The 21,871-nt window shown below is 63.7% G+C and carries 18 protein-coding genes; 11 read left to right on the top strand and 7 right to left on the bottom strand.

Annotation, left to right across the window (positions count from 1 at the left end; translation table 11 throughout):
* Positions 1-52: 52 nt before the first annotated feature.
* The 3 genes from LOY69_RS05370 to LOY69_RS05360 all read left to right on the top strand — a co-directional run bounded on the left by LOY69_RS05370 (position 53) and on the right by LOY69_RS05360 (position 3,722).
* Complete coding sequence (locus tag LOY69_RS05370) at positions 53-865, top strand: inner membrane protein YpjD (RefSeq protein WP_102878498.1); 813 nt, start codon at positions 53-55, stop codon at positions 863-865.
* Positions 866-874: 9 nt separating this feature from the next.
* Complete coding sequence (locus LOY69_RS05365) at positions 875-2,104, top strand: HlyC/CorC family transporter (RefSeq protein ID WP_123393639.1); 1,230 nt, start codon at positions 875-877, stop codon at positions 2,102-2,104.
* A 301-nt stretch (positions 2,105-2,405) separates the two neighbouring features.
* Positions 2,406-3,722, top strand: coding sequence for an MFS transporter (locus LOY69_RS05360; protein ID WP_265074221.1), 1,317 nt, complete (start codon positions 2,406-2,408; stop codon positions 3,720-3,722).
* A gap of 77 nt (positions 3,723-3,799) precedes the next feature.
* Here the strand turns inward: LOY69_RS05360 and purT are convergent, their stop codons facing one another.
* The 5 genes from purT to LOY69_RS05335 all read right to left on the bottom strand — a co-directional run bounded on the left by purT (position 3,800) and on the right by LOY69_RS05335 (position 7,073).
* Entirely contained in the window at positions 3,800-4,981 is a 1,182-nt protein-coding gene (gene purT, locus LOY69_RS05355; RefSeq protein WP_102878495.1) for a formate-dependent phosphoribosylglycinamide formyltransferase, read from the bottom strand.
* A gap of 99 nt (positions 4,982-5,080) precedes the next feature.
* On the bottom strand, positions 5,081-5,548 hold the full coding sequence (locus LOY69_RS05350) for a VUT family protein (RefSeq protein ID WP_102878494.1): 468 nt from the start codon (positions 5,546-5,548) through the stop codon (positions 5,081-5,083).
* Between the two features lie 132 nt (positions 5,549-5,680).
* On the bottom strand, positions 5,681-5,896 hold the full coding sequence (locus LOY69_RS05345) for a DUF1289 domain-containing protein (protein WP_102861292.1): 216 nt from the start codon (positions 5,894-5,896) through the stop codon (positions 5,681-5,683).
* Positions 5,893-6,417 (bottom strand): gamma carbonic anhydrase family protein, encoded by a 525-nt coding sequence (locus LOY69_RS05340; protein ID WP_102878493.1) that lies wholly within the window; start codon positions 6,415-6,417, stop codon positions 5,893-5,895. The genes LOY69_RS05345 and LOY69_RS05340 overlap by 4 nt, the downstream gene beginning before the upstream one ends.
* 56 nt (positions 6,418-6,473) lie before the next feature.
* On the bottom strand, positions 6,474-7,073 hold the full coding sequence (locus LOY69_RS05335; RefSeq protein ID WP_102878492.1) for a CoA pyrophosphatase: 600 nt from the start codon (positions 7,071-7,073) through the stop codon (positions 6,474-6,476).
* A 146-nt stretch (positions 7,074-7,219) separates the two neighbouring features.
* Here LOY69_RS05335 and LOY69_RS05330 point away from each other — a divergent pair, with 146 nt between their 5' ends.
* The 7 genes from LOY69_RS05330 (at position 7,220) to nagE (ending at position 15,748) form a co-directional block, all read left to right on the top strand.
* A complete protein-coding gene (locus LOY69_RS05330; protein WP_265074220.1) occupies positions 7,220-7,771 on the top strand; it encodes an NUDIX hydrolase in 552 nt (183 codons plus the stop codon).
* A 49-nt stretch (positions 7,772-7,820) separates the two neighbouring features.
* Positions 7,821-8,324, top strand: coding sequence for a L,D-transpeptidase family protein (locus LOY69_RS05325; RefSeq protein WP_102861288.1), 504 nt, complete (start codon positions 7,821-7,823; stop codon positions 8,322-8,324).
* Between the two features lie 274 nt (positions 8,325-8,598).
* Positions 8,599-9,330 (top strand): GntR family transcriptional regulator, encoded by a 732-nt coding sequence (locus LOY69_RS05320; protein ID WP_102861287.1) that lies wholly within the window; start codon positions 8,599-8,601, stop codon positions 9,328-9,330.
* A gap of 29 nt (positions 9,331-9,359) precedes the next feature.
* Positions 9,360-10,466 carry an N-acetylglucosamine-6-phosphate deacetylase gene (gene nagA / locus LOY69_RS05315; RefSeq protein WP_110596443.1) on the top strand — a complete coding sequence of 369 codons (1,107 nt, stop codon included), beginning with the start codon at positions 9,360-9,362 and terminating at the stop codon, positions 10,464-10,466.
* Positions 10,447-11,469 carry an SIS domain-containing protein gene (locus LOY69_RS05310; RefSeq protein WP_253083721.1) on the top strand — a complete coding sequence of 341 codons (1,023 nt, stop codon included), beginning with the start codon at positions 10,447-10,449 and terminating at the stop codon, positions 11,467-11,469. Before nagA ends, LOY69_RS05310 begins: the two co-directional genes overlap by 20 nt.
* Positions 11,470-11,496: 27 nt before the next feature.
* The gene (ptsP, locus tag LOY69_RS05305) at positions 11,497-14,019 is read left to right on the top strand and encodes a phosphoenolpyruvate--protein phosphotransferase (protein ID WP_265074219.1); all 2,523 of its coding nucleotides are present in this window, start codon (positions 11,497-11,499) and stop codon (positions 14,017-14,019) included.
* Positions 14,020-14,041: 22 nt separating this feature from the next.
* Entirely contained in the window at positions 14,042-15,748 is a 1,707-nt protein-coding gene (gene nagE, locus LOY69_RS05300; RefSeq protein WP_265074218.1) for an N-acetylglucosamine-specific PTS transporter subunit IIBC, read from the top strand.
* 123 nt (positions 15,749-15,871) lie between these two features.
* Here the strand turns inward: nagE and LOY69_RS05295 are convergent, their stop codons facing one another.
* Both LOY69_RS05295 and purL read right to left on the bottom strand, forming a co-directional pair.
* On the bottom strand, positions 15,872-16,183 hold the full coding sequence (locus tag LOY69_RS05295; protein WP_016967836.1) for a YqfO family protein: 312 nt from the start codon (positions 16,181-16,183) through the stop codon (positions 15,872-15,874).
* A 5-nt stretch (positions 16,184-16,188) separates the two neighbouring features.
* The gene (gene purL, locus LOY69_RS05290; protein WP_110596439.1) at positions 16,189-20,085 is read right to left on the bottom strand and encodes a phosphoribosylformylglycinamidine synthase; all 3,897 of its coding nucleotides are present in this window, start codon (positions 20,083-20,085) and stop codon (positions 16,189-16,191) included.
* A 287-nt stretch (positions 20,086-20,372) separates the two neighbouring features.
* On the opposite strand from purL, the gene mltF reads away from it, so the two are divergent.
* Positions 20,373-21,833 (top strand): membrane-bound lytic murein transglycosylase MltF, encoded by a 1,461-nt coding sequence (mltF, locus tag LOY69_RS05285; protein WP_110596438.1) that lies wholly within the window; start codon positions 20,373-20,375, stop codon positions 21,831-21,833.
* Positions 21,834-21,871: the final 38 nt, after the last annotated feature.

The raw sequence follows: 21,871 nt of genomic DNA, 5'->3' as shown, positions 1-21,871 counted from the left end.
CTGTGGGTTCTATGCCAAACTCAGCGACTTTCGGGCTTGCCTAACAGGATTTATGCTCCCCTTGTCACCCAGCTTGCTACCCACCCTCGCCGCCGCCGTCCTTTATGCCGCTGCGACCTTCTATCAAGGCTCTCGCCTGGCCACAGGCGCCAAGGCAAACAAGCGCCTGCTGGTTATGCTGGGCATCCTGGCCCTGCTCGCCCACGGCATCAGCCTGCTGACCCATTTGCTGACCCCGGCCGGCCTGGGCTTGGACTTCTTCAGCGCCGCCAGCCTGATCGCTGCCGCGGTCATCGCCCTGACCTTACTGGCCTGCTGGCGGATTCCCGTGGAAAACCTGCTGGTGCTGCTGTTCCCCCTCGGCGCCCTGACTGCGCTACTGGCGCAGTTCGTGCCTACCGGAACCGTGCCGGTGATCGATGAGGAACCGGGAATTCTCGCCCATATCCTGCTGTCGATCCTGGCCTACGGCATGTTCACCATCGCGGTGTTCCAGTCCCTGTTACTACTGGTGCAGGACCATCAGCTGAAGAACAAGCACCCCTCCGGGCTGATCAGGAACTTCCCGCCCCTGCAAACCATGGAAAGCCTGCTGTTCGGTTTTCTCTGGGCTGGCTGGACCCTGCTGTCGCTGTCGCTGATCTCCGGCTGGTTGTTCGTCGAGAACCTGTTCGCCCAGCACCTGGTGCACAAGACCCTGCTGGCCTGCCTGGCCTGGGTGGTGTTCAGCGTGCTGCTGTGGGGCCGCAACCGCCTGGGCTGGCGCGGGCACAAGGCGATTCGCTGGACCCTCGCGGGTTTTTGCCTGCTGATGCTGGCGTACTTCGGCAGCAAGCTGGTTCGTGAATACATCCTGCACATCTGACGACCGGCCATGACCGACTCCTTGCCCTCCGGGCCCATGCTCGCGGTAATCGCCCTGCTGATCGTCTGGTCGGGGCTGTTCACTGCCATCGATGCCGCCCAGCAGCACCTGCTGACCCAACGCAACGGCTCACGCTCAGGCGACAAACCGACGGCACAGCTGGCCTTCCCCAAGGAAAGCCTGATCCTGTGCAACACCCTGTGCCGAGTCCTGGCGGTGATCATCAGCACCTTGCTGGCGCTGTTCTACTGGGCGGAAAACGGCCCCTGGCTGGCCTGCCTGATCAGCACCAGCGGCTTGCTGGTGCTGGCCGAGTACTTGCCCCGCACCCTGGCTTTGCGCTACCCGGAAAGCACTCTGAGCTTTGGCAACAGCCTGCTGGCCATCCCCATGAAGCTTGTCTATCCCCTGGCCTGGCTGCTGCAGGCCATCGGCCAGTTGCTGTTGCGCCCGTTCGCCGCCAAGGCCAGCGCGGTCAAGCACAGCGAAGACGATCCGGCACGGCTGGACGATGAGCCCGCGCCCCAGGAACACCACGCCCTGTCCGGCATCCACGCCCTGGACAAGATCACGGTCAATGACATCCTGGTGCCTCGCAGCGAAGTGGACGGCATCAACCTGGACGACTCCATCGACGAGATCATCGCCCAACTGCGCCTGAACAAACGCACGCGCCTACCGGTGTTCCACAGCGACATCAACCAGGTGGAGGCTGTCCTTAATACCCGCCAGATCCGCCACCTGCTGCCAGACGCCAGCCTGACCAAGGAAACCCTGCTGGCAGCCTGCCACGAACCCTACTTCGTCCCCGAAAGCACCCCGTTGCAGTTACAGCTGCTCAATTTCCACAAGCAGCAGCGGCGCCTGGGCATGGTGGTGGACGAATACGGCGAAGTGCTGGGCATCGTCACCCTGGAAGACATCCTCGAAGAAATCGTCGGCGAGTTCGAAAACGAGCACAGCCTGGACAACCCCCATATCCACCCACAGGCCGATGGCCGTTATGTGGTGGAGGGCGCGGCATCGATCCGTGAACTGAACAAGAGCCTGGGCTGGCACCTGCCCAGCGACGGCCCCAAGACCCTCAACGGCCTGGTCACCGAAGCCCTGGAAACCATTCCCGACAGCGCCGTGTGCCTGAAGATCGGCCGCTACCGCCTGGAAATCCTCGAAACCGAGGAAAACCGTGTCAGCCGCGTACTGCTCTGGCACACCAGCAGCGTTCCCGCCCGGACCTGACTCGATGCTGATGCCTGCGCCTTGAACCTCTGCAACGGAGTTTCGGGGCCTGGCGCAGTCATGCAAAACCACCAACGACCACAGCCCTTGTTGGATCGTTAGCAGCCTTTCTATAATCGCGCTGCTTACCCAAGCCCCGCAGATCCGCGTGCTACCCGCACCGAGAGCGATCCTGCATGCATCACCCGCCACTGTTCGACGTCACTCCCATCCCGAGTGACGACCGCGCCAAACCCACATCCCTGGGTGCTCGACCATAATAATTCGCTCCACTGGAGCACAGACTGTCAGGGATATCCGCATGACGACCAACACCGCCTACAGCGCCTGCGCGCCTGTTCAACCGAGCAATTCCACCACCCGGGTGGCCACCGCCAGTTTTATCGGCACCGCCATCGAGTTCTACGACTTCTACGTCTACGCCACCGCCGCTGCGCTGGTGATCGGGCCGGTATTCTTCCCCCAGACGTCCGGCACCGCCCAGATGCTCTCGGCCTTTCTGACCTTTGGCATTGCCTTCCTCGCCCGCCCCCTGGGCTCGGCGCTGTTCGGCCACTTTGGCGACCGTATCGGACGCAAATCGACTCTGGTCGCCTCCCTGCTGCTGATGGGGGTGTGCACCACCCTGATCGGCGTGCTGCCGGGCTATGCCAGCATCGGAGCCTGGGCACCGATCCTGCTTTGCGTATTGCGCTTCGGCCAAGGGCTGGGGCTGGGAGGCGAATGGGGTGGCGCAGCCCTGCTGGCCACGGAAAACGCCCCGCAAGGCAAACGCGCCTGGTTCGGCATGTTCCCGCAACTGGGCCCCTCCATCGGTTTTCTCGCCGCCAACGGCCTGTTCCTGGCCCTGGCCATGGGCCTGGATGACGAACAGTTCCGCTCCTGGGGCTGGCGCATTCCGTTTCTGCTCAGCGCGGCGCTGGTGATGGTGGGCCTGTATGTGCGCCTGAAGCTGCACGAAACCCCGGTGTTCGCCAACGCCGTGGCACGCCAGGAACGGGTGAAAATGCCACTGGTGGAGCTCTTCAGCCAGTACTGGCTGCCAGTACTGCTGGGCGCCGCGTCGATGGTGGTGTGCTACGCGCTGTTTTACATTTCCACGGTATTTTCCCTGAGCTACGGCGTCGCCACCCTGGGCTACAGCCGGGAAACCTTCCTCGGCCTGCTGTGTTTCGCAGTGCTGTTCATGGCCGCGGCCACGCCCCTGTCGGCCTGGGCCAGCGACCGTTTCGGGCGCAAGCCCGTGCTGATTGTCGGTGCCGTGCTGGCTATTCTCTCCGGCTTCACCATGGAACCCTTGCTGACTCAGGGCTCCACCGCCGGTGTGGCGCTGTTTCTGTGCATTGAGCTGTTCCTGATGGGGGTGACCTTCGCCCCGATGGGCGCGCTGCTGCCGGAACTGTTTCCGACCCATGTGCGCTATACCGGCGCATCGGCGGCTTACAACCTGGGGGGCATTGTCGGTGCTTCGGCCGCACCCTTCTTCGCCCAGAAGCTGGTGGCGATGGGTGGGTTGAGCTGGGTAGGCGGGTATGTGTCGGGGGCGGCGATCCTGAGCTTGATCGCGGTGCTGTGCTTGAAGGAAACGCGCAATAACGATCTGAATCGGGTCGTCTGAGCGACCGCTTCGCGAGCAAGCTCGCTCCTACAGGTTCAATGCAAACCTTGTGGAAGCCAGCTTGCTCGCGATGTTTCTCAGAGTTCGACCACTACCGCTTGCGCAGCGCGGGTCGCCTTGGCCCGGGCGGCCTCGATCGACTCATCACGAGCCAGAGCCACGCCCATGCGGCGCTGGCCGTTGACCTCAGGCTTGCCGAACAGGCGCAGCGCAGTGTCCGGCTCGCTCAGGGCGACGCCGAGGTTGGCGAACGCGGTCTGGGTGGATTTGCCTTCTACCAGAATCACTGCCGAAGCCGATGGACCGAACTGACGGATCAGCGGAATCGGCAAGCCGAGGATCGCCCGCGCATGCAGGGCGAACTGGGACAAGTCCTGGGAAATCAGGGTCACCAGGCCGGTGTCATGGGGACGCGGCGACACTTCGCTGAACCACACCTGATCGCCCTTGATGAACAGCTCCACGCCGAACAGGCCGCGGCCGCCCAGGGCTTCGGTCACTGCCTTGGCCACACGCTCGGATTCGGCCAGGGCTTTGGGGCTCATGGCCTGAGGCTGCCAGGATTCCTGATAGTCGCCCTTTTCCTGACGATGACCGACCGGCGCACAGAAAGTGGTGCCGCCTACGTGGCGCACGGTCAGCAGGGTGATCTCGTAGTCAAAATCGATGAAGCCCTCGATGATCACCCGGCCCTTGCCGGCACGCCCGCCTTCCTGAGCGTAGTCCCAGGCTTTCTGTACGTCATCGACACTGCGCAGCAGGCTCTGGCCCTTGCCCGAGGAGCTCATCACCGGCTTGACCACGCAAGGGAAACCCAGGTCTTGCACCGCCTTGGAATAGTCTTCGAAGGTATCGGCGAAATGGTAAGGCGAGGTCGGCAGGTCCAGCTCCTCAGCCGCCAGACGACGAATGCCTTCACGGTTCATGGTCAGCGAAGTGGCCCGGGCGGTGGGGATTACGGTGAAGCCTTCAGCTTCCAGTTCCACCAGGGTCGCGGTAGCGATGGCTTCGATTTCCGGAACGATGAAGTGCGGCTTCTCAGCCTCGATCACCGCCCGCAGGGCCGCACCGTCGAGCATGTTGATCACGTGGCTGCGATGGGCCACCTGCATCGCCGGCGCATTGGCGTAGCGGTCCACGGCAATCACCTCGACACCCAGGCGTTGCAGCTCGATCACCACTTCCTTGCCCAACTCACCACAGCCACAAAGCAAGACGCGGGTCGCGGTTGGCGACAATGGAGTTCCGATACGAGTCATCTGAAGGTCCTCAAAGGAGCGGATCATCGAGGGCCGAGCGCCAGGCGGGCGACCCATGGGGAAAGAGCGCGGCATTTTACATGAACCGCGGGGTTTGACTCAGCCGGCGCACGCCGCTTTGCGCAAACGCCAGGCCATCGCCAGCCAGACCACGGTGACCCCGGCGAACTTCGACCCCAGGGCGGTCAGCACGACCCCCGGGGTCAGCGCATCGATCATGCCGTAGAAGATGAAGGTATCCAGGGGAATGCTCAGGGCCGAACTGATCCACAGACGATCATGCAGGGGCCGCTTGGTGATGCTGAACACCAGCCAGTCGATGCATTCCGAGACGGCGAATGCCGTGGCACTGGCCAGAGCAATGGTCGGGTCGGAGGTGACATAGGACAACACCAGGGCCGCCAGCATGGCGACGATGGCGCCATGGCCGAAGCGCGTCTGCACCATGTCCCGCAGGACAAACACCAGCCCGCCCCAGGCCGACCAGACGATATCCAGTTGCGGCGCGACGGAAAAGGCGTAATTGATCAGCACGACGCTGCTGATATAGGCGATCAGGAAAAGCATGGGGGCCAAGGATACCTATCGGGAAGGAGCACAGGTTACTGCAGGCCCGGGGTTGGGCCAAGAAACCCTTGCGCCGGCAAGCTGGCTCCTACGCATCGCCTGCGGGAGCTGGCTTGCCGGCGAACGGGCGGATCAGCTCGCCGAGCTGGAGCCGATCATCCACAGCAAGCCACTGGATTTGGCCCGCTCATGGCACAGGGCCAGGACTGCGCGGCGCTCGCTGTTGTCCATGCGACTCCAGCGGGTGATTTCATCCACCGTGCGCTGACAGCCGGTGCAGATGTCTTGCTCATCCAGGGCACAGATGCTCACGCAAGGCGAGGCGACGGGTCTTTCAGGGGCGGTCATTGTTCTTGCTCAACCAAGTCTCGGGCATAACGTTGAGCATTATGAACGTAGTGGGCGGCGCTGGCTTCGAGCATTTTCTTCTGCGCCTCGGTCAGTTCGCGAACCACTTTGCCCGGCGAGCCCATGACCAGCGAACCGTCAGGTATTTCCTTGCCTTCGCCGATCAACGAATTGGCGCCGATGATGCAGTTCTTGCCGATCTTTGCGCCATTGAGAATGACCGCGTTGATACCAATCAGGCTGTAATCGCCCACGGTGCAGCCATGCAGCATGGCGTTATGGCCGATGGTCACGCCGGTACCCAGGGTCAGTGGAAAGCCCATGTCGGTGTGCATCACGGCACCGTCCTGGACGTTGCTGTGCTTGCCGATCAGGATCAGTTCGTTGTCGCCACGCAGCACGGCGTTGAACCACACACTGGCCCCCTCTTCCAGCTTGACCTTACCCACCAAGGTGGCGTTCGGGGCCACCCAGCTCTGTGGATGGGTGTCGACTCGGGCGTCGCCCAGGCGGTATTTCATCTTGTTGTCCTTATGGTTCAGGCAGCCGCGGGTTTATGCCATGCCAAGCCATGGCTTCAGGTGTCGATAAAGGTTTTCGGCGGGTGATGCAGGCTGATCTTGGCGTCGTACAGCAGGTTGACCAGTTCGACCACCATGATCGCGGTCAGACCCCAGATCTTGTACTCGCCGAAGCGGTAGCTGGGGACGTACCAACTGCGGCCCTGATAGTCGATGCGGTGGGTGTGCTCACGGGGGTCCTGGCGAAAGAACTCCAGAGGGACGCTGAAAACGGCAGCGATCTCGGCATCATTGGCCTGGTATTCGACATAGTCGGGAATCACCCCGACGTAGGGTGTGACCTTGATCCCGTGCAGGGAAATCAGTGGGCTCAAGGGGCCGATGACTTCCACCAGTCCCGGCGGCAGGCCGATCTCTTCTTCGGCCTCCCGTAGCGCGGTGAAGATCAGATCCGGGTCTTCCGGATCGCGCCGGCCACCGGGGAAGGCCACTTCACCACCATGGGTCGAAAGCCCGCTGGCGCGCAGGGTCAGCACCAGCTCCGGTTCATCGCTGCGGGTGATGGGCACCAGCACCGCAGCCTCGGGAAAACGTCGGTCGGTCTCCAGCGTTCTTGGCGTGTAATGGCTTACCCGATGAAGTAGCTCGTCCAGCATGAGGCATCTCGATCTGTTGGCTACCGTGCATCATGCACCAATCCAATCGGTGGCCCAACCCCTGCTCTCGGGCATGTCGCTTAACGACAACTTGCCGACAATCGGGCGGCGCGCCAAGATAGCCCCAGCCTTTTCGGATACCCCACATGAAATTTTGCAGCCAGTGCGGCAACCCGGTGATCCAGCGCATTCCCGCAGGCGACTCGCGCCTGCGCTTCGTCTGCGATCACTGCCAGACCATCCACTACCAGAACCCCAACATCGTCGCTGGCTGCCTGGCCACCTGGGAGGGCAAGGTATTGCTCTGCCGTCGCGCCATCGAACCGCGCCTGGGCTACTGGACCCTGCCGGCGGGTTTCATGGAGAACGGCGAGACCGTGGAACAGGCGGCCATCCGCGAAACCTACGAGGAAGCCTGTGCCCGGGTACGCAACCTGAACCTCTACACCTTGATCGACGTGCCGCACATCAGCCAGGTGCATGTGTTCTTCCGCGCCGAACTGGCCGACCTGGACTTCGCCGCCGGTCCCGAGAGCCTGGAGGTGCAGCTGTTCGACGAAGCCGATATCCCTTGGTCCGAGCTGGCTTTCCGCACCGTCGGTCGTACCTTAGAATGCTTCTTCGCTGACCGGCGGGCACAGGCATTTGCCGTGCGCTCCGAATCCATTCCGCCGCTCTCTCAGCCTGCCATCAGTTAAACAATAAAAACGTGCACGGACTCTGTGCGCGCCTGGGGATATCGTGTCAATGCGCTGGTTGCTTGCCCTGCTGTGCTGTTCCGTCGTCACTCTGTCTCAGGCCTCCACGGTGGAAACCCTGGACGGCAAGGTCATCGAAAAGGTCCTGGTGCTCAAGTCCGCCCATCAACTGCAGTTGATCAATGGCGGCAAGCCACTGAAAACCTATCGGATTTCCCTGGGCAAGAAGCCCAAGGGGCCCAAGCTCATGGAAGGCGATAAACGCACCCCCGAAGGCCTCTACTGGCTCGACTGGCGCAAGACCAGCGACCGCTACAACCTGGCCATGCACATCTCCTACCCGAACATCACCGATGCCGCCCGCTCGCGTCGCGAAGGGGTCAATCCCGGCGGCATGATCATGATCCATGGCACTCCAGACACCGAAGAGTTTCCCGAGCAGTACTTCCACACCCTGGACTGGACCGACGGCTGCATCGCCATGCGCAATGTCGACATGCGCGAAGTCTGGAGTCTGGTCAAAGACGGCACCCTGATCGAAATTCGCCCTTAATCCCTCCAGCACAAAAAATATTTTCCTCCCCGCCGCCCTCCCCCGGCGCGCATACCACTTGGCGACCCGCCCCGGGTCGCCACCTCGAGCTATAGCCTTCGCGGCCAGACCTGCCTAATACCACTTCAATCCTTTATCCTCCTAAGCACCCCGAAAGCGCCAGATCTACTGCATCTCCACCTGATAGGTGGCGTTGACATGGTATTTAAGTGGTATTAGTTTTTCGGCATTACCGGGCGACAACAACCTCATAACCGCATCGGAAAACCTACAGATGAATCACCTCCTGACCCTGCGTCCCGACGACACTCAGCCGACCCCGCTGTACCTGCAACTGGCTCGCAACCTGGAAGCGGCGATTCACTCCGGCCAATGGAAAGCCGAGCAGGCGCTGCCTTCGGAACGCAACCTCAGCGAACTGCTGGGCATCTCCCGGGTGACTGCGCGCAAGGCCCTGGAAGTCCTCTTCGAACGGGGCCTGATCCGGCGCAGCCAGGGCTCGGGCACTTTCATTACCCCGCGCCTTGAGCAACCGCTGTCGCGCCTTTCCGGGTTCAGCGAAATGCTGCGCCTCAAAGGTTTCGTCCCCGGCTCGCAATGGCTGGAACGCACACTGACCCCGCCGACCCACGAAGAGCTGATCCGCCTCGGCCTGTCGCCCAACGACAAGGTGGCGCGCCTCAAGCGCCTGCGCAAAGCCGACGATGCGGTCATGGCGATCGAGATGAGCACCTTGCCGGCCAGCATCATTGCCCAGCCCGAGGCCGTCGGCGATTCGCTCTACGAGTACCTCGACAGCATCGGCCGTCCCGTGGTCCGGGCCCTGCAGCACATCCAGGCGATCAACGCGTCGGACGAATTCGCCGCCCTGGTGGGCATCGCCCCCGGCACCGCGATGCTGCTGATGACCCGGGTCGGCTACCTGGAAGACAACACGCCGATCGAAGTCACCGACACCTATTGCCGCAACGACTACTACGACTTCGTCGCCGAACTGCGACGCTGAATCCGCCCCCTGGAGCCAGAGAAACGCCCATGTCCGAAGACAACATCCTCACGCCCCAAGGCTGGGTCCGCGGCCGCCTGATCCATGAGCACGGCAAGGTCGTCGCCATCGAAGGCAGCCCCTGCGACCCGGCGGACAACGAGCTGCCCTACCTGCTGCCGGGCTTTATCGACCTGCACGTCCACGGCGGTGGCGGCAAGGACGTCATGCAAGGCCGCACAGCCTTCGAGACCATCACCCGTACCCATGTACGTTTCGGCACCACCTCGCTGCTGGCCACCACCATGACCGCCCCCAGCGAAGAAATCAGCCAGGTTCTGGCTGAGCTTGGAACCTACGCCGAGCAGCGCCCCCAGGGCTGCGCCCGGGTCCTCGGTGTGCACCTGGAAGGCCCGTACATCAATCCCGGCAAGCTCGGTGCACAACCCAACTTCGCCCACACCGCGCTCATGGCGGAAGTGGAGAAGTACCTGCAACTGGCGCCCATCCGGGTGATCACCATTGCCCCGGAAATCGCCGGCCACGACGCCCTGATCCGTGCCCTCAGCGCGCGTGGCGTGCGCATGCAGATCGGCCACACCCTGGGCAGCTACGAAGAAGGCGTGGCCGCCCTCGCCGCCGGCGCCACCAGCTTCACTCACCTGTACAACGCCATGAGCCCGCTGCATCACCGCGAACCAGGCATCGTCGGTGCGGCCCTGGCCCACGCCCAGTACGCCGAGCTGATCCCCGACCTGCTGCACGTGCACCCCGGTGCCATGCGCGTGGCCCTGCGCTCGATCCCCTGTCTGTATTGCGTCACCGACTCCACCGCCGCCGCCGGTATGCCCGACGGTGAGTACAAGCTGGGCAGCCACACCGTGACCAAGTGCCTGGGCGGCGTGCGCCTGCCGGACGGCACCCTGGCCGGCAGCACCCTGACCATGGACCAGGCCCTGCGCAATCTGGTGAAGATCGGCCTGCCCCTGGCGGACGCTTCCCAGCGCCTGTCGCAATTTCCCGCCGACTACCTCGGCATCCCTGAACGCGGCCGTCTGCAACCTGGCAGCTGGGCCGACAGCGTGCGCCTGGACCGCGCACTCACACTGACCGCCGTCATGGTCGAAGGAGAAGACATTGACTTCAAAAATGCTTGAAGAGGCCCTGTCCTCGCACGCTGCCGTAAGCAGTCAACTGCAGCACCTGGATGCGTCGCTGCTCGAAGTCGCCGGCCGCCTGCGTCGCCAGCCGCCACAAGTGGCCATGACCGTGGCCCGGGGCAGTTCCGACCATGCCGCCAGCTACTTCGCCTACCTGACCATGCAACAGGTGGGCATCCCGGTGGCCTCACTGCCGATGTCGGTGGTGACCATGCAACAGGCCCCCCTGCGGGTCAGCGGCCAGGCGGTGTTCGCCTTCTCGCAATCGGGCCAGAGCCCGGACCTGGTGAACAGCGTGCGCCTGCTGCGCAAGCGCGGTGCCCTGAGCGTGGCCATGGTCAATGCGCAAAACAGCCCTCTGGAGGCCGCCAGCGAATTCTCCCTGCCGCTGTACGCCGGTGCCGAACAGAGCGTGGCCGCTACCAAGAGTTTCATTGCCACCCTCAGCGCCAGCGCCCGCCTGATCGGTCACTGGAACGAGGACAGCCATCTGCTGGAAGCCGGCCTGGCGCTGCCCGAAGGCTTGCAGCAGGCCGCGACCCAGGACTGGGACCTGGCGGTCAACGCCCTGCGCGATTGCCAGCGGCTGATGGTCATTGGCCGCGGTGCCGGCTTCGCCATCGCCCAGGAAGCCGCACTCAAGCTCAAGGAGACATCGGCGATCCAGGCCGAAGCCTTCAGCAGCGCCGAAGTCCGCCACGGCCCGATGGCCCTGATCGACCACAACTACCCGTTGCTGGTGTTCGCCCCCCGGGGCGCCGAACAGGGCGGCTTGCTGAGCCTGGCCGCCGACATGCGCCAGCGCGGCGCCAAGGTGCTGCTGGCGGCACCGGATGATATCGGCGAACGGGACCTGACCCTGAGCCGCGCGGAACACCCGGCGCTGGACCCGATCCTGGCGATCCAGAGTTTCTATGTGATGGCCGCCGGCCTGGCCGAGGCCCGCAGCATGGACCCCGACCAGCCGCGTCACCTGAGCAAAGTGACCCGCACGCACTAAGCCCTTTTGATCGATGAGTACTGCGCCATGCACAACAACAATAACGACCTGACGCTCAGTGCCCCCCTCAGCGGGCCTGTCCTGCCGCTACACAGCGTCCCCGACCCGGTATTCGCCAGTGGCGCCATGGGTGACGGGATTGCCATCGACCCGCTCAACGACACCCTGCACGCCCCTTGCGCCGGTGAAGTAATCCAAGTGGCGCGCACCGGGCACGCCGTGACCCTGCGGGCAGCCAATGGTGCCGAACTGCTGCTGCACCTGGGCCTGGACACGGTCGAACTGCAAGGTGAAGGGTTTGCCCTGCTGGTGGAGCAAGGCCAGCAGGTCAGCGCCGGCCAGCCCCTGCTGCGGGTTGACCTGGACCATGTGGCGCAGCATTGCCGAAGCCTGATCAGCCTGTTGATCCTGACCAACGGCGAGAGCTTCGACCTGCGCCCCCTGCCCCTGTCCGCGGTCAAGGTGGGCGAGCCCTTGCTGCACATCAGCCGACGCGCCAACGCTGGCCCGCAACCGCTGGCGCAAGAGCCATCCGAACAGCAGGCCAGCGCCCGGATCAAGGTAGCCCATCGCGGCGGCCTGCATGCTCGCCCTGCCGCCCTGGTGCGCCAGACCGCCCTGGGTTTCAACAGCCATTCGCAACTGACCTTCAAGGACAAGAGCGCCCCCTGCACCAGCCTGATCGCCCTGATGAGCCTGGGTATCGGTGAACAGGATGAAGTGCTGGTCAATTGCCAGGGCGCTGATTGCCAGGACGCCTTGCAGGCGATGCTGCTGACCCTCGGTACCGCCATGGCCGCAGATGCCCATGGCGAAACCCCGGCACCGGCACCGGTCGCCCAACGCCCCGTGGAAGATGGCGTGCTGCCGGGCGTCTGCGCCGCACCGGGCCTGGTGTGCGGGCCATTGGTGCGGCTCAACGCCATGGTCCTGGCAGAGGATCATGACCAGCATCCGCCCGAGCCCCAACGGCAAGCATTGAACGCCGCTCTGGACCAGGTGCGCGGAGAAATCCGCCACACCCTGGAGCAGGCCCGGCAACGCCGCGACCAGCAGGAACAGGACATTTTCAGCGCCCACCTGGCCCTGCTCGAAGACCCGACCCTGCTGGACGCCGCCGAAGCCGCCATTGCCCAGGGCCGCGCAGCCACCCACGCCTGGAGCGCGGCGATTGCCGAGCAATGCCAGATCCTGCAGCAACTGGGCAGCACACTGCTGGCCGAACGCGCCAACGACCTGCGGGACCTGCAGCAACGCATTCTGCGGGCCTTGCTGGGCGAAGCCTGGCACTACGACCTGCCACCCGGAGCGATCGTCGCCGCCGAGGAGTTGACCCCCTCCGACCTGCTGCAACTCAGCGCCCAGGGCGTGGCCGGGCTGTGCATGGCCGGCGGCGGCGCCACCTCCCATGTGGCGATCCTCGCCCGCGGCAAAGGCCTGCCCTGTCTGGTGGCCATGGGTCCGGAAGTGCTGGGCCTGGACGGCGACCACCAGGTGGTGCTGGATGCCGACGGCGGGCGCCTGGAACTGGCACCCGGCCCGCAGCGCATCGCACAGGTGCAACAGACTGGTGAAACCCTACGCCAGCGCCGTGCACTGCAACAGCAAAAAGCCCATGAGTCCGCCCTGACCCAGGACGGCCAGCAGATCGAGGTGGCAGCCAACGTGGCTTCCAGCAATGAAGCCCGGGACGCCCACCAGGGGGGCGCCGATGGCGTCGGCCTGCTGCGCACCGAGTTCCTGTTCGTCGATCGCCTGACCGCTCCAGATGAAGCCGAGCAACTACAGGCCTATCAAGCGGTGCTGGATGCCATGGGCGACAAGCCGGTGATCATCCGCACCATCGATGTCGGCGGCGACAAGCAACTGGACTACCTGCCTCTGCCAGTGGAAGCCAACCCGGTGCTGGGCCTGCGGGGCATCCGCCTGGCTCAGGCCCGCCCGGAACTGCTGGACCAGCAACTGCGAGCCCTACTAAAGGTCAGCCCGGTGCAGCGCTGCCGGATCATGCTGCCAATGGTTACCGAAGTGGCCGAACTGCTGCATATCCGTCAGCGCCTGGATCGGCTCGCGGTGGAGCTGGGACTGAGCCAGCGCCCGGAGTTGGGGGTGATGATCGAAGTACCGGCTGCCGCGCTGATGGCCGAGCAACTGGCGGAACACGCCGACTTTCTGTCCATCGGCACCAACGACCTGTCCCAGTACACCCTGGCCATGGACCGCGACCACGCTGGCCTGGCAGCCCGGGTCGATGCCCTGCACCCCGCCCTGCTGCGGCTGATCGCTCAGACCTGTGCCGGCGCCGAGCGCCACGGACGCTGGGTCGGGGTTTGCGGTGCACTGGCTTCCGATCCGCTGGCCACCCCCGTCCTGATTGGCCTGGGGGTCAGCGAGCTGTCGGTCAGCCCGCCTCAGGTCGGCGAGATCAAGGACCGGGTTCGCCAACTGGACGCCGGCCAATGCCGCCACCTCAGCCAACCGCTGCTCAACCTGCCCGGCGCCACCGCAGTCCGTCAGGCCTGCGAACGGCTTTGGCCTCTGCACTCATAACAAGAATTCCAGGAGAGACGCCATGTACCAGTATTTCATCGAGGGCCTGCAACGCCTCGGCCGGGCGCTGATGCTACCCATTGCCATCCTGCCGATTGCCGGCCTGCTGCTGCGCCTGGGTGACACCGATCTGCTGAACATTCCCATCATCCACGATGCCGGACAGTCGATCTTCGGCAATCTGGCGCTGATCTTCGCCATCGGCATCGCCGTGGGCTTTGCCAAGGACAACAACGGCACCGCCGGACTCGCCGGGGCCATTGGCTACCTGGTGATGATCTCGACCCTCAAGGTGCTGGACGCCAGCATCAACATGGGCATGCTCGCCGGGATCATCAGCGGGCTGATGGCCGGCGCGCTGTACAACCGCTTCAAGGACATCAAACTGCCGGAGTACCTGGCGTTCTTCGGCGGTCGGCGCTTCGTGCCCATCGCCACCGGCTTTACCGCCGTGGGCCTGGGGGTGGCGTTCGGTCTGATCTGGCCGCCAATCCAGCACGGCATCAACAGCTTTGGCCAATTGCTGCTGGAAAGCGGCAGCTTCGGCGCCTTCGTCTTCGGTGTGTTCAATCGCCTGCTGATCGTCACCGGCCTGCACCACATCCTCAACAACATGGCCTGGTTCATCTTTGGCAGTTTCACCGACCCGAGCACCGGCGCGGTGGTCACTGGCGACCTGACCCGCTATTTCGCCGGCGACCCCAAAGGCGGCCAGTTCATGACCGGGATGTTCCCGGTGATGCTGTTCGGCCTGCCCGCCGCCTGCCTGGCGATGTACCGCAACACCCGGCCAGAACGGCGCAAGGTGATGGGCGGGATCTTCCTGTCCATGGCCCTGACCTCCTTTCTGACCGGGGTCACCGAGCCCATCGAATTCGCCTTCATGTTCCTCGCGCCCCTGTTGTATCTGGTGCATGCACTGCTGACGGGCGTGGCCATGGCCCTGACCAATCTGCTGAACATCCACCTGGGCTTCACCTTCTCCGGTGGCGCCATCGACATGGCCCTGGGCTGGGGCCGCTCCACCAATGGCTGGAAGGTGTTTCCGGTGGGGCTGCTGTATGCGGTGGTGTACTACCTGGTGTTCGACTTCTGCATCCGCCGCTTCAACCTGAAGACACCAGGACGCGAGGACAGCCCCTCCGGCGAGAAGTCCGAACTCAACGCCGATCAACGTGCCGCGGCCTACATCAAGGCCCTGGGCGGCGCGAGCAACCTGATCACTGTCGGCGCTTGCACCACGCGCCTGCGCCTGGAACTGGCGGATCGCAGCCTGGCTGTGGACGCCGAACTGAAAACCTTGGGCGCCATGGCTGTGGTACGCCCCGGCAAGGGCGGCAGTTTGCAGGTGGTGGTGGGACCGACGGCCGACAGCATTGCCGACCAGATCCGCCTGGCACTGCCAACCTCGGCCACTGTCAGGGTGACGCCGACGCCTGTAGAAGCCGCACAGCAGATCGACATTTCCAACCAGGAAGCCCAGCAGTGGCTCAGTGCTCTGGGTGGCCGGGAAAATCTGTTGCAGATGGATTGCGTGGCCCTGACCCGGTTGCGGGTGCAACTCAGTGACAGCCGCAGCCTGTCGGAGTCGGCGCTCAATGCCCTGGGCTGCCAGGGTACGCGGCGCCTGGAGGGGGATGTCTGGCACGTGCTGATTGGCGAGAAGGCCGAAGGATTGCAGGCCGCTCTGCAAACGCTGCTGCACGAGAAGGTGGAGGCGAGCGCCTGAAGCCGTCTTCGCCGGCAAGCCGGCACCTACACCGTTCCTATAGGTGCCGGCCTGCCTGAAAAGGCCCACAAAAAAGCCCGCTGACCGTCTCCGGTGCAGCGGGCTTTTTATCGGTGGATAACCTCAGAACGCTTCCAGACGCCAGACTTCATAGGCCGGCGTCTCGTAGGGATGGCTCTGCTTGAGGGCCGCCACTGCATCAGCAATCAGTTCATCGGCCACCACCAGCTCGACTTTCCATTCCTCCACTCGCTCCACCTGCCCGGTCTGCCCGAGAAACGGCTGGCTGCCGTCCAACGGGCGAAACTGGCCCTGGCCGAGCACCTGCCAGGCGCACTGGTCATAGGCGCCGATACGTCCGCCACCGGCGGCAAACACGGCACTCTTGACCAACTCCACATGGCTGGGAGGCACGAAGAAGCTGAGCTTGTACATCAGCCTCAGTTCACCCAGACGCGAGCGTTGCGGAACATGCGCATCCACGCCGCGTCTTCGTTCCAGTCATCCGGACGCCAGGAGTTCTGCACGGCACGGAACACCCGCTCAGGGTGCGGCATCATGATGGTGACGCGACCGTCGCGGCTGGTGAGGCCGGTGATCCCGCGCGGCGAGCCGTTCGGGTTGGCCGGGTAACGCTCGGTGACCTTGCCATGGTTGTCGACGAAGCGCAGGGCCACGCAACCGGACAGATCGGCTTCCAGCAGCGCCTCTTCGCTTTCGAACTCCGCATGGCCTTCACCGTGGGCGATGGCAATCGGCATCCGCGAGCCGGCCATGCCCTGCAGGAAGATCGAGTTCGACTCCTGAACCTGGACCATGGCCACCCGGGCTTCGAACTGCTCGGAGCGGTTGCGCACGAAGTGCGGCCAGAACTCGCTGCCCGGGATCAGCTCGTGCAGGTTGGACATCATCTGGCAACCGTTGCACACACCCAGGGTGAAGCTGTCGGTACGTTCGAAGAAGCCCTGGAAGGCATCCCGCGCGCGGCTGTTGAACAGCGCCGACTTGGCCCAGCCTTCACCGGCACCCAGTACATCGCCGTAGGAGAAGCCGCCGCAGGCAACCATGCCCTTGAAGTCGTTGAGGTCGACACGACCGGCGAGGATATCGCTCATGTGCACGTCGATAGCGTTGAAGCCGGCGCGGTCGAAAGCCGCAGCCATTTCCACCTGGCCGTTGACGCCCTGCTCACGCAGCACCGCCACCTGGGGACGCACGCCTTTCTTGATGTACGGCGCGGCGATGTCCTGGTTGACGTCGAAGCCCAGCTTGACGCTCAGGCCCGGGTTGTCTTCTTCCAGCAGGACGTCGAATTCCTGCTCGGCGCACTCGGCGTTGTCCCGCAGGCGCTGGATCTGGTAGCTGGTTTCTGCCCACTGACGCTGCAGCAGACGACGCTGGCCGGTGAATACGCTTTCGCCGTTGTAGGAGATGCTCACTTCACCGTTGTTGATCGGCTGGCCGATCACGGCCACGCAGTCGCCCAGGCCGGCAGCGCTGAACTGGGCCAGCACGTCAGGAGTGGCGTCCTGACGCACCTGGATCACCGCACCCAGTTCTTCGTTGAACAGGATGGCGGCGATTTCCGCAGCGTTTTCCGCGACAGCGTCGAGGCTCAGGTTCAGGCCGCAGTGACCGGCGAAGGCCATTTCCACGGCAGTGACCAGCAGACCGCCATCGGAACGGTCGTGGTAGGCCAGCAGGTGACCGTCGGCATTGAGGCCCTGGATCACCGCGAAGAAGGCTTTCAGGTCTTCGGCGTCATCGACGTCCGGCGCTTGCTTGCCGAGCTTGCCGTGGGTCTGGGCCAGGATCGAGGCGCCCATGCGGTTCTGACCGCGACCGAGGTCGATCAGGATCAGGTCGGTGGTGCCCTTGTCCATGCGCAGTTGCGGGGTCAGGGTCTGACGAATGTCCGCGACCGGTGCGAAGCCAGTGACGATCAGCGACAGCGGCGAGGTGACGCTCTTGTCCTGGCCGTCTTCATTCCAGCGGGTGGCCATGGACATCGAGTCCTTGCCCACCGGGATGGTGATGCCCAGCTCTGGGCACAGCTCCATGCCCACCGCCTTGACGGTGTCGTACAGACGCGCATCTTCGCCCGGGTGGCCGGCAGCCGACATCCAGTTGGCGGAGAGCTTGATGTCGCTGATCTTGTTGATCCGCGACGCTGCGATGTTGGTCAGGGTCTCGCCAATGGCCATGCGGCCGGACGCCGGGGCATCCAGCAGGGCCAGCGGAGTGCGCTCGCCCATGGCCATGGCTTCACCGGTGTAGACGTCGAAGCTGGTGGCGGTCACGGCCACGTCAGCCACCGGCACCTGCCACGGGCCGACCATCTGGTCGCGAGCCACGAGGCCGGTGATGGTGCGGTCACCGATGGTGATCAGGAAGCTCTTGCTGGCCACGGCCGGGTGATGCAGGACGCGCTCGATGCTCTCGGCGATATCCAGGGTGCTTGGATCGAAATCATCACCCAACTCGGTTTCCCGAACCGCCGAACGGTGCATGCGCGGGGCCTTGCCCAGCAGCACTTCCAGCGGCATGTCCACCGGGCTGTTGCCGAAGTGGCTGTCGGTCACGGTCAGCTGTGGCTCGGCAGTGGCTTCGCCGACCACCGCGAATGGGCAGCGCTCACGCTCGCAGATGGCCTTGAAGCGTTCGAAGTCTGCTGCGCCCACCGCCAGGACATAACGCTCCTGGGATTCGTTGGACCAGATTTCGTGCGGGGCCATGCCCGGCTCGTCGTTGGGAATGTTGCGCAGTTCGAAGCGACCGCCACGGCCGCCGTCGTTGACCAGTTCCGGGAAGGCGTTGGACAGGCCGCCGGCACCCACGTCGTGGATGAAGCTGATGGGGTTGTTGTCCCCCAGCTGCCAGCAACGGTCGATGACTTCCTGGCAACGGCGTTCCATTTCCGGGTTTTCACGTTGTACCGAAGCAAAATCCAGGTCCGCCGAGCTGGTGCCGGTGGCCATGGAGGATGCCGCGCCGCCGCCCAGGCCGATGAGCATGGCCGGGCCGCCGAGGACGATCAGCTTGGAGCCGACGGTGATCTCGCCTTTCTGCACGTGTTCGTCACGGATATTGCCCATGCCGCCTGCCAGCATGATCGGCTTGTGGTAACCACGAACTTCATCGCCACGAGGCGTGGTAATGGATTGCTCGAAGGTACGGAAATAACCGGTCAGGGCCGGACGGCCGAATTCGTTGTTGAACGCAGCGCCGCCCAGTGGGCCTTCGATCATGATGTCGAGGGCGGTGACGATGCGCTCTGGCTTGCCATACGGCACTTCCCACGGCTGCTCGAAGCCCGGGATCTGCAGGTTGGACACGGTAAAACCGGTGAGGCCGGCTTTCGGCTTGGCGCCGCGACCGGTAGCGCCTTCGTCACGGATTTCGCCGCCGGAACCGGTGGAGGCGCCAGGGAATGGAGCAATGGCAGTCGGGTGGTTGTGGGTCTCAACCTTCATCAGGATGTGCACCGGCTCCTGCACCGCACCGTATTGGCGGGTATCAGGGTTCGGGTAGAAACGCCCGGCAACGGAACCGACGATGACCGCCGCGTTGTCCTTATAAGCAGAAAGCACACCTTCGCTGTGCATCTGGTAGGTGTTCTTGATCATGCCGAACAGGCTTTTTTCCTGGCTCTGGCCGTCGATGTCCCAACTGGCGTTGAAAATCTTGTGGCGACAGTGCTCGGAGTTGGCCTGGGCGAACATCATCAGTTCGATGTCGTGGGGATTACGCTTGAGGCCCTGGAAGGCGTTCATCAGGTAATCGATTTCGTCTTCGGCCAGGGCCAGGCCCAGTTCGCTGTTGGCTTTTTCCAACGCGGCGCGACCACCGCCGAGAATGTCGATGGCCGTCAGCGGCTTGGGTTCGGCGTGGCTGAACAAGCCGGCAGCCTGCTCCAGGTTACCCACGACGATCTGAGTCATGCGATCGTGCAGCGCTTCGGCGATCAACTGCGCATCAGCGTCGCTGAACTCACCGGCGACGTAGAAAGCGATACCACGCTCCAGGCGCTGGATCTTCGCCAGGCCACAGTTACGGGCGATGTCGCTGGCCTTGCTCGACCAGGGCGAGATGGTGCCGAAACGCGGCAGGACCAGGAACAGACGGCCGGTCGGCTCTTGTACCGGAACACTTGGGCCGTACTTCAGAAGGCGCGCAAGCACCTGCTGTTCGTCGCCGGTCAGGACGCCGGTGACTTCGGCGAAGTGAGCGAATTCAGCATACAAGCCACTGACAGCCGGAACCTTCTGGCTCAGTTGCTCAAGGAGTTTGCTGTGGCGAAAGGCAGAAAGGGCAGGAGCGCCGCGCAGGATCAACATCTTCGGGACAGCCTCGGGAAGGGGGGTGTGCTTTGAGGCCGTGCATTCTAACGTAAACCGTTGGCATCGGCACTCGAAACGCAAACCGGGGTGCCCCCGGACGTCGGCCCAGACCCGACGGCCTATAACAAAGGCTCATCAAGGTCATTGCCGTAGGTTATTTTAATCGTCATATAGACGGCCGAAGCCCCATTCTTGAGGCCTCCAGCCCAGGCCACCCGGCGCTAGCAGACAAGCCCTTCGCTGTCGAGATATGGCGGCCGTTATCCTTTGCGTATACTGCGCCAATGTTTTCCCCTATGGCTTTACGTCCGCGCTGCGCCAAGTGGCTCATCGTAACCGGACTCTTCCTGATGCTCGGCGCCTGTGTTGAGAAACCCAGCACCCTTGAGCGCGTAAAGGAGGATGGTGTGCTGCGGGTGATCACCCGTAACAGCCCCGCCACCTACTTTCAGGACCGCAACGGCGAAACCGGCTTCGAGTACGAGCTGGTGAAGCGCTTCGCCGATGATCTGGGGGTGGAGCTGAAGATCGAGACCGCCGACAACCTCGACGATCTGTTCAACCAGCTGGGTCAACCCAAGGGCCCGGTACTGGCCGCCGCCGGCCTGGTCGGCAGCGAAAAGCGCAAGCAGCAAGTCCGGTTTTCCCATCCGTATCTGGAAGTCACCCCGCAAGTCATCTATCGCAATGGCCAGTCCCGGCCCACCAACGCGCAGAACCTGGTGGGCAAGCGCATCATGGTGCTCAAGGGCAGCAGTCACGCAGAGCAACTGGCGGAGCTCAAGCTCAAGTACCCCGGGATCGAATACGAAGAGTCCGACGCCGTGGAAGTCGTGGACCTGCTGCGCATGGTGGACGAGGGACAGATCGACCTGACCCTGGTGGACTCCAACGAACTGGCGATGAACCAGGTGTACTTTCCCAAGGTGCGGGTGGCCTTCGACCTCGGGGACGCCCGCAGCCAGAGTTGGGCCGTGGCCGCCGGTGACGACAATAGCCTGCTCAACGAAATCAACAGCTTCCTCGACAAAGTCGAGAAGAACGGCACCCTGCAACGCCTCAAGGACCGCTATTACGGTCACGTGGACGTGCTCGGCTATGTCGGCGCCTACACCTTCGCCCAGCACCTGCAGCAGCGCCTGCCCAAGTACGAGAAGCACTTCAAGGCCTCGGCCAAACAGGAAAAGGTCGACTGGCGACTCCTGGCGGCCGTGGGTTACCAGGAATCCATGTGGCAGGCCGAGGTCACCTCCAAGACCGGCGTGCGCGGGCTGATGATGCTGACCCAGAACACCGCCCAGGCCATGGGCGTGTCCAACCGCCTGGACCCCAAGCAGAGCATCAGCGGCGGCGCCAAGTACCTGGCCTACATCAAGCAACAACTGGACGACAAGATCGAGGAGCCGGACCGTACCTGGTTCGCTCTCGCCGCCTACAACGTCGGCACTGGCCACCTGGACGACGCCCGCAAGCTGGCGGAACGGGAAGGCCTGAACCCGAACAAGTGGCTGGATGTGAAGAAGATGCTGCCGCGGCTGTCGCAGAAGCAGTGGTACAGCAAGACCCGCTATGGCTATGCCCGAGGCGGCGAGCCGGTGCATTTCGTGGCCAACATCCGGCGCTACTACGACATCCTGACCTGGGTGACCCAGCCGCAGCTGGAAGGCGATCAGGTCGCCGAGGGCAACCTGCACGTCCCCGGGGTCAACAAGACCAAGCCGACGGAAGACAATCCGCCGCTCTGAAAACCTTCGCCGGCAAGCCGGCTCCTACAGAGGTTGCA

It is taken from the genome of Pseudomonas sp. B21-059, from assembly GCF_026016285.1.
In the GTDB taxonomy this organism is placed as follows: Bacteria; Pseudomonadota; Gammaproteobacteria; order Pseudomonadales; family Pseudomonadaceae; genus Aquipseudomonas; species Aquipseudomonas danubii.
Note: the sequence above shows the minus strand (reverse complement) of the source record. Positions and strands in the feature narration are given on the sequence as shown.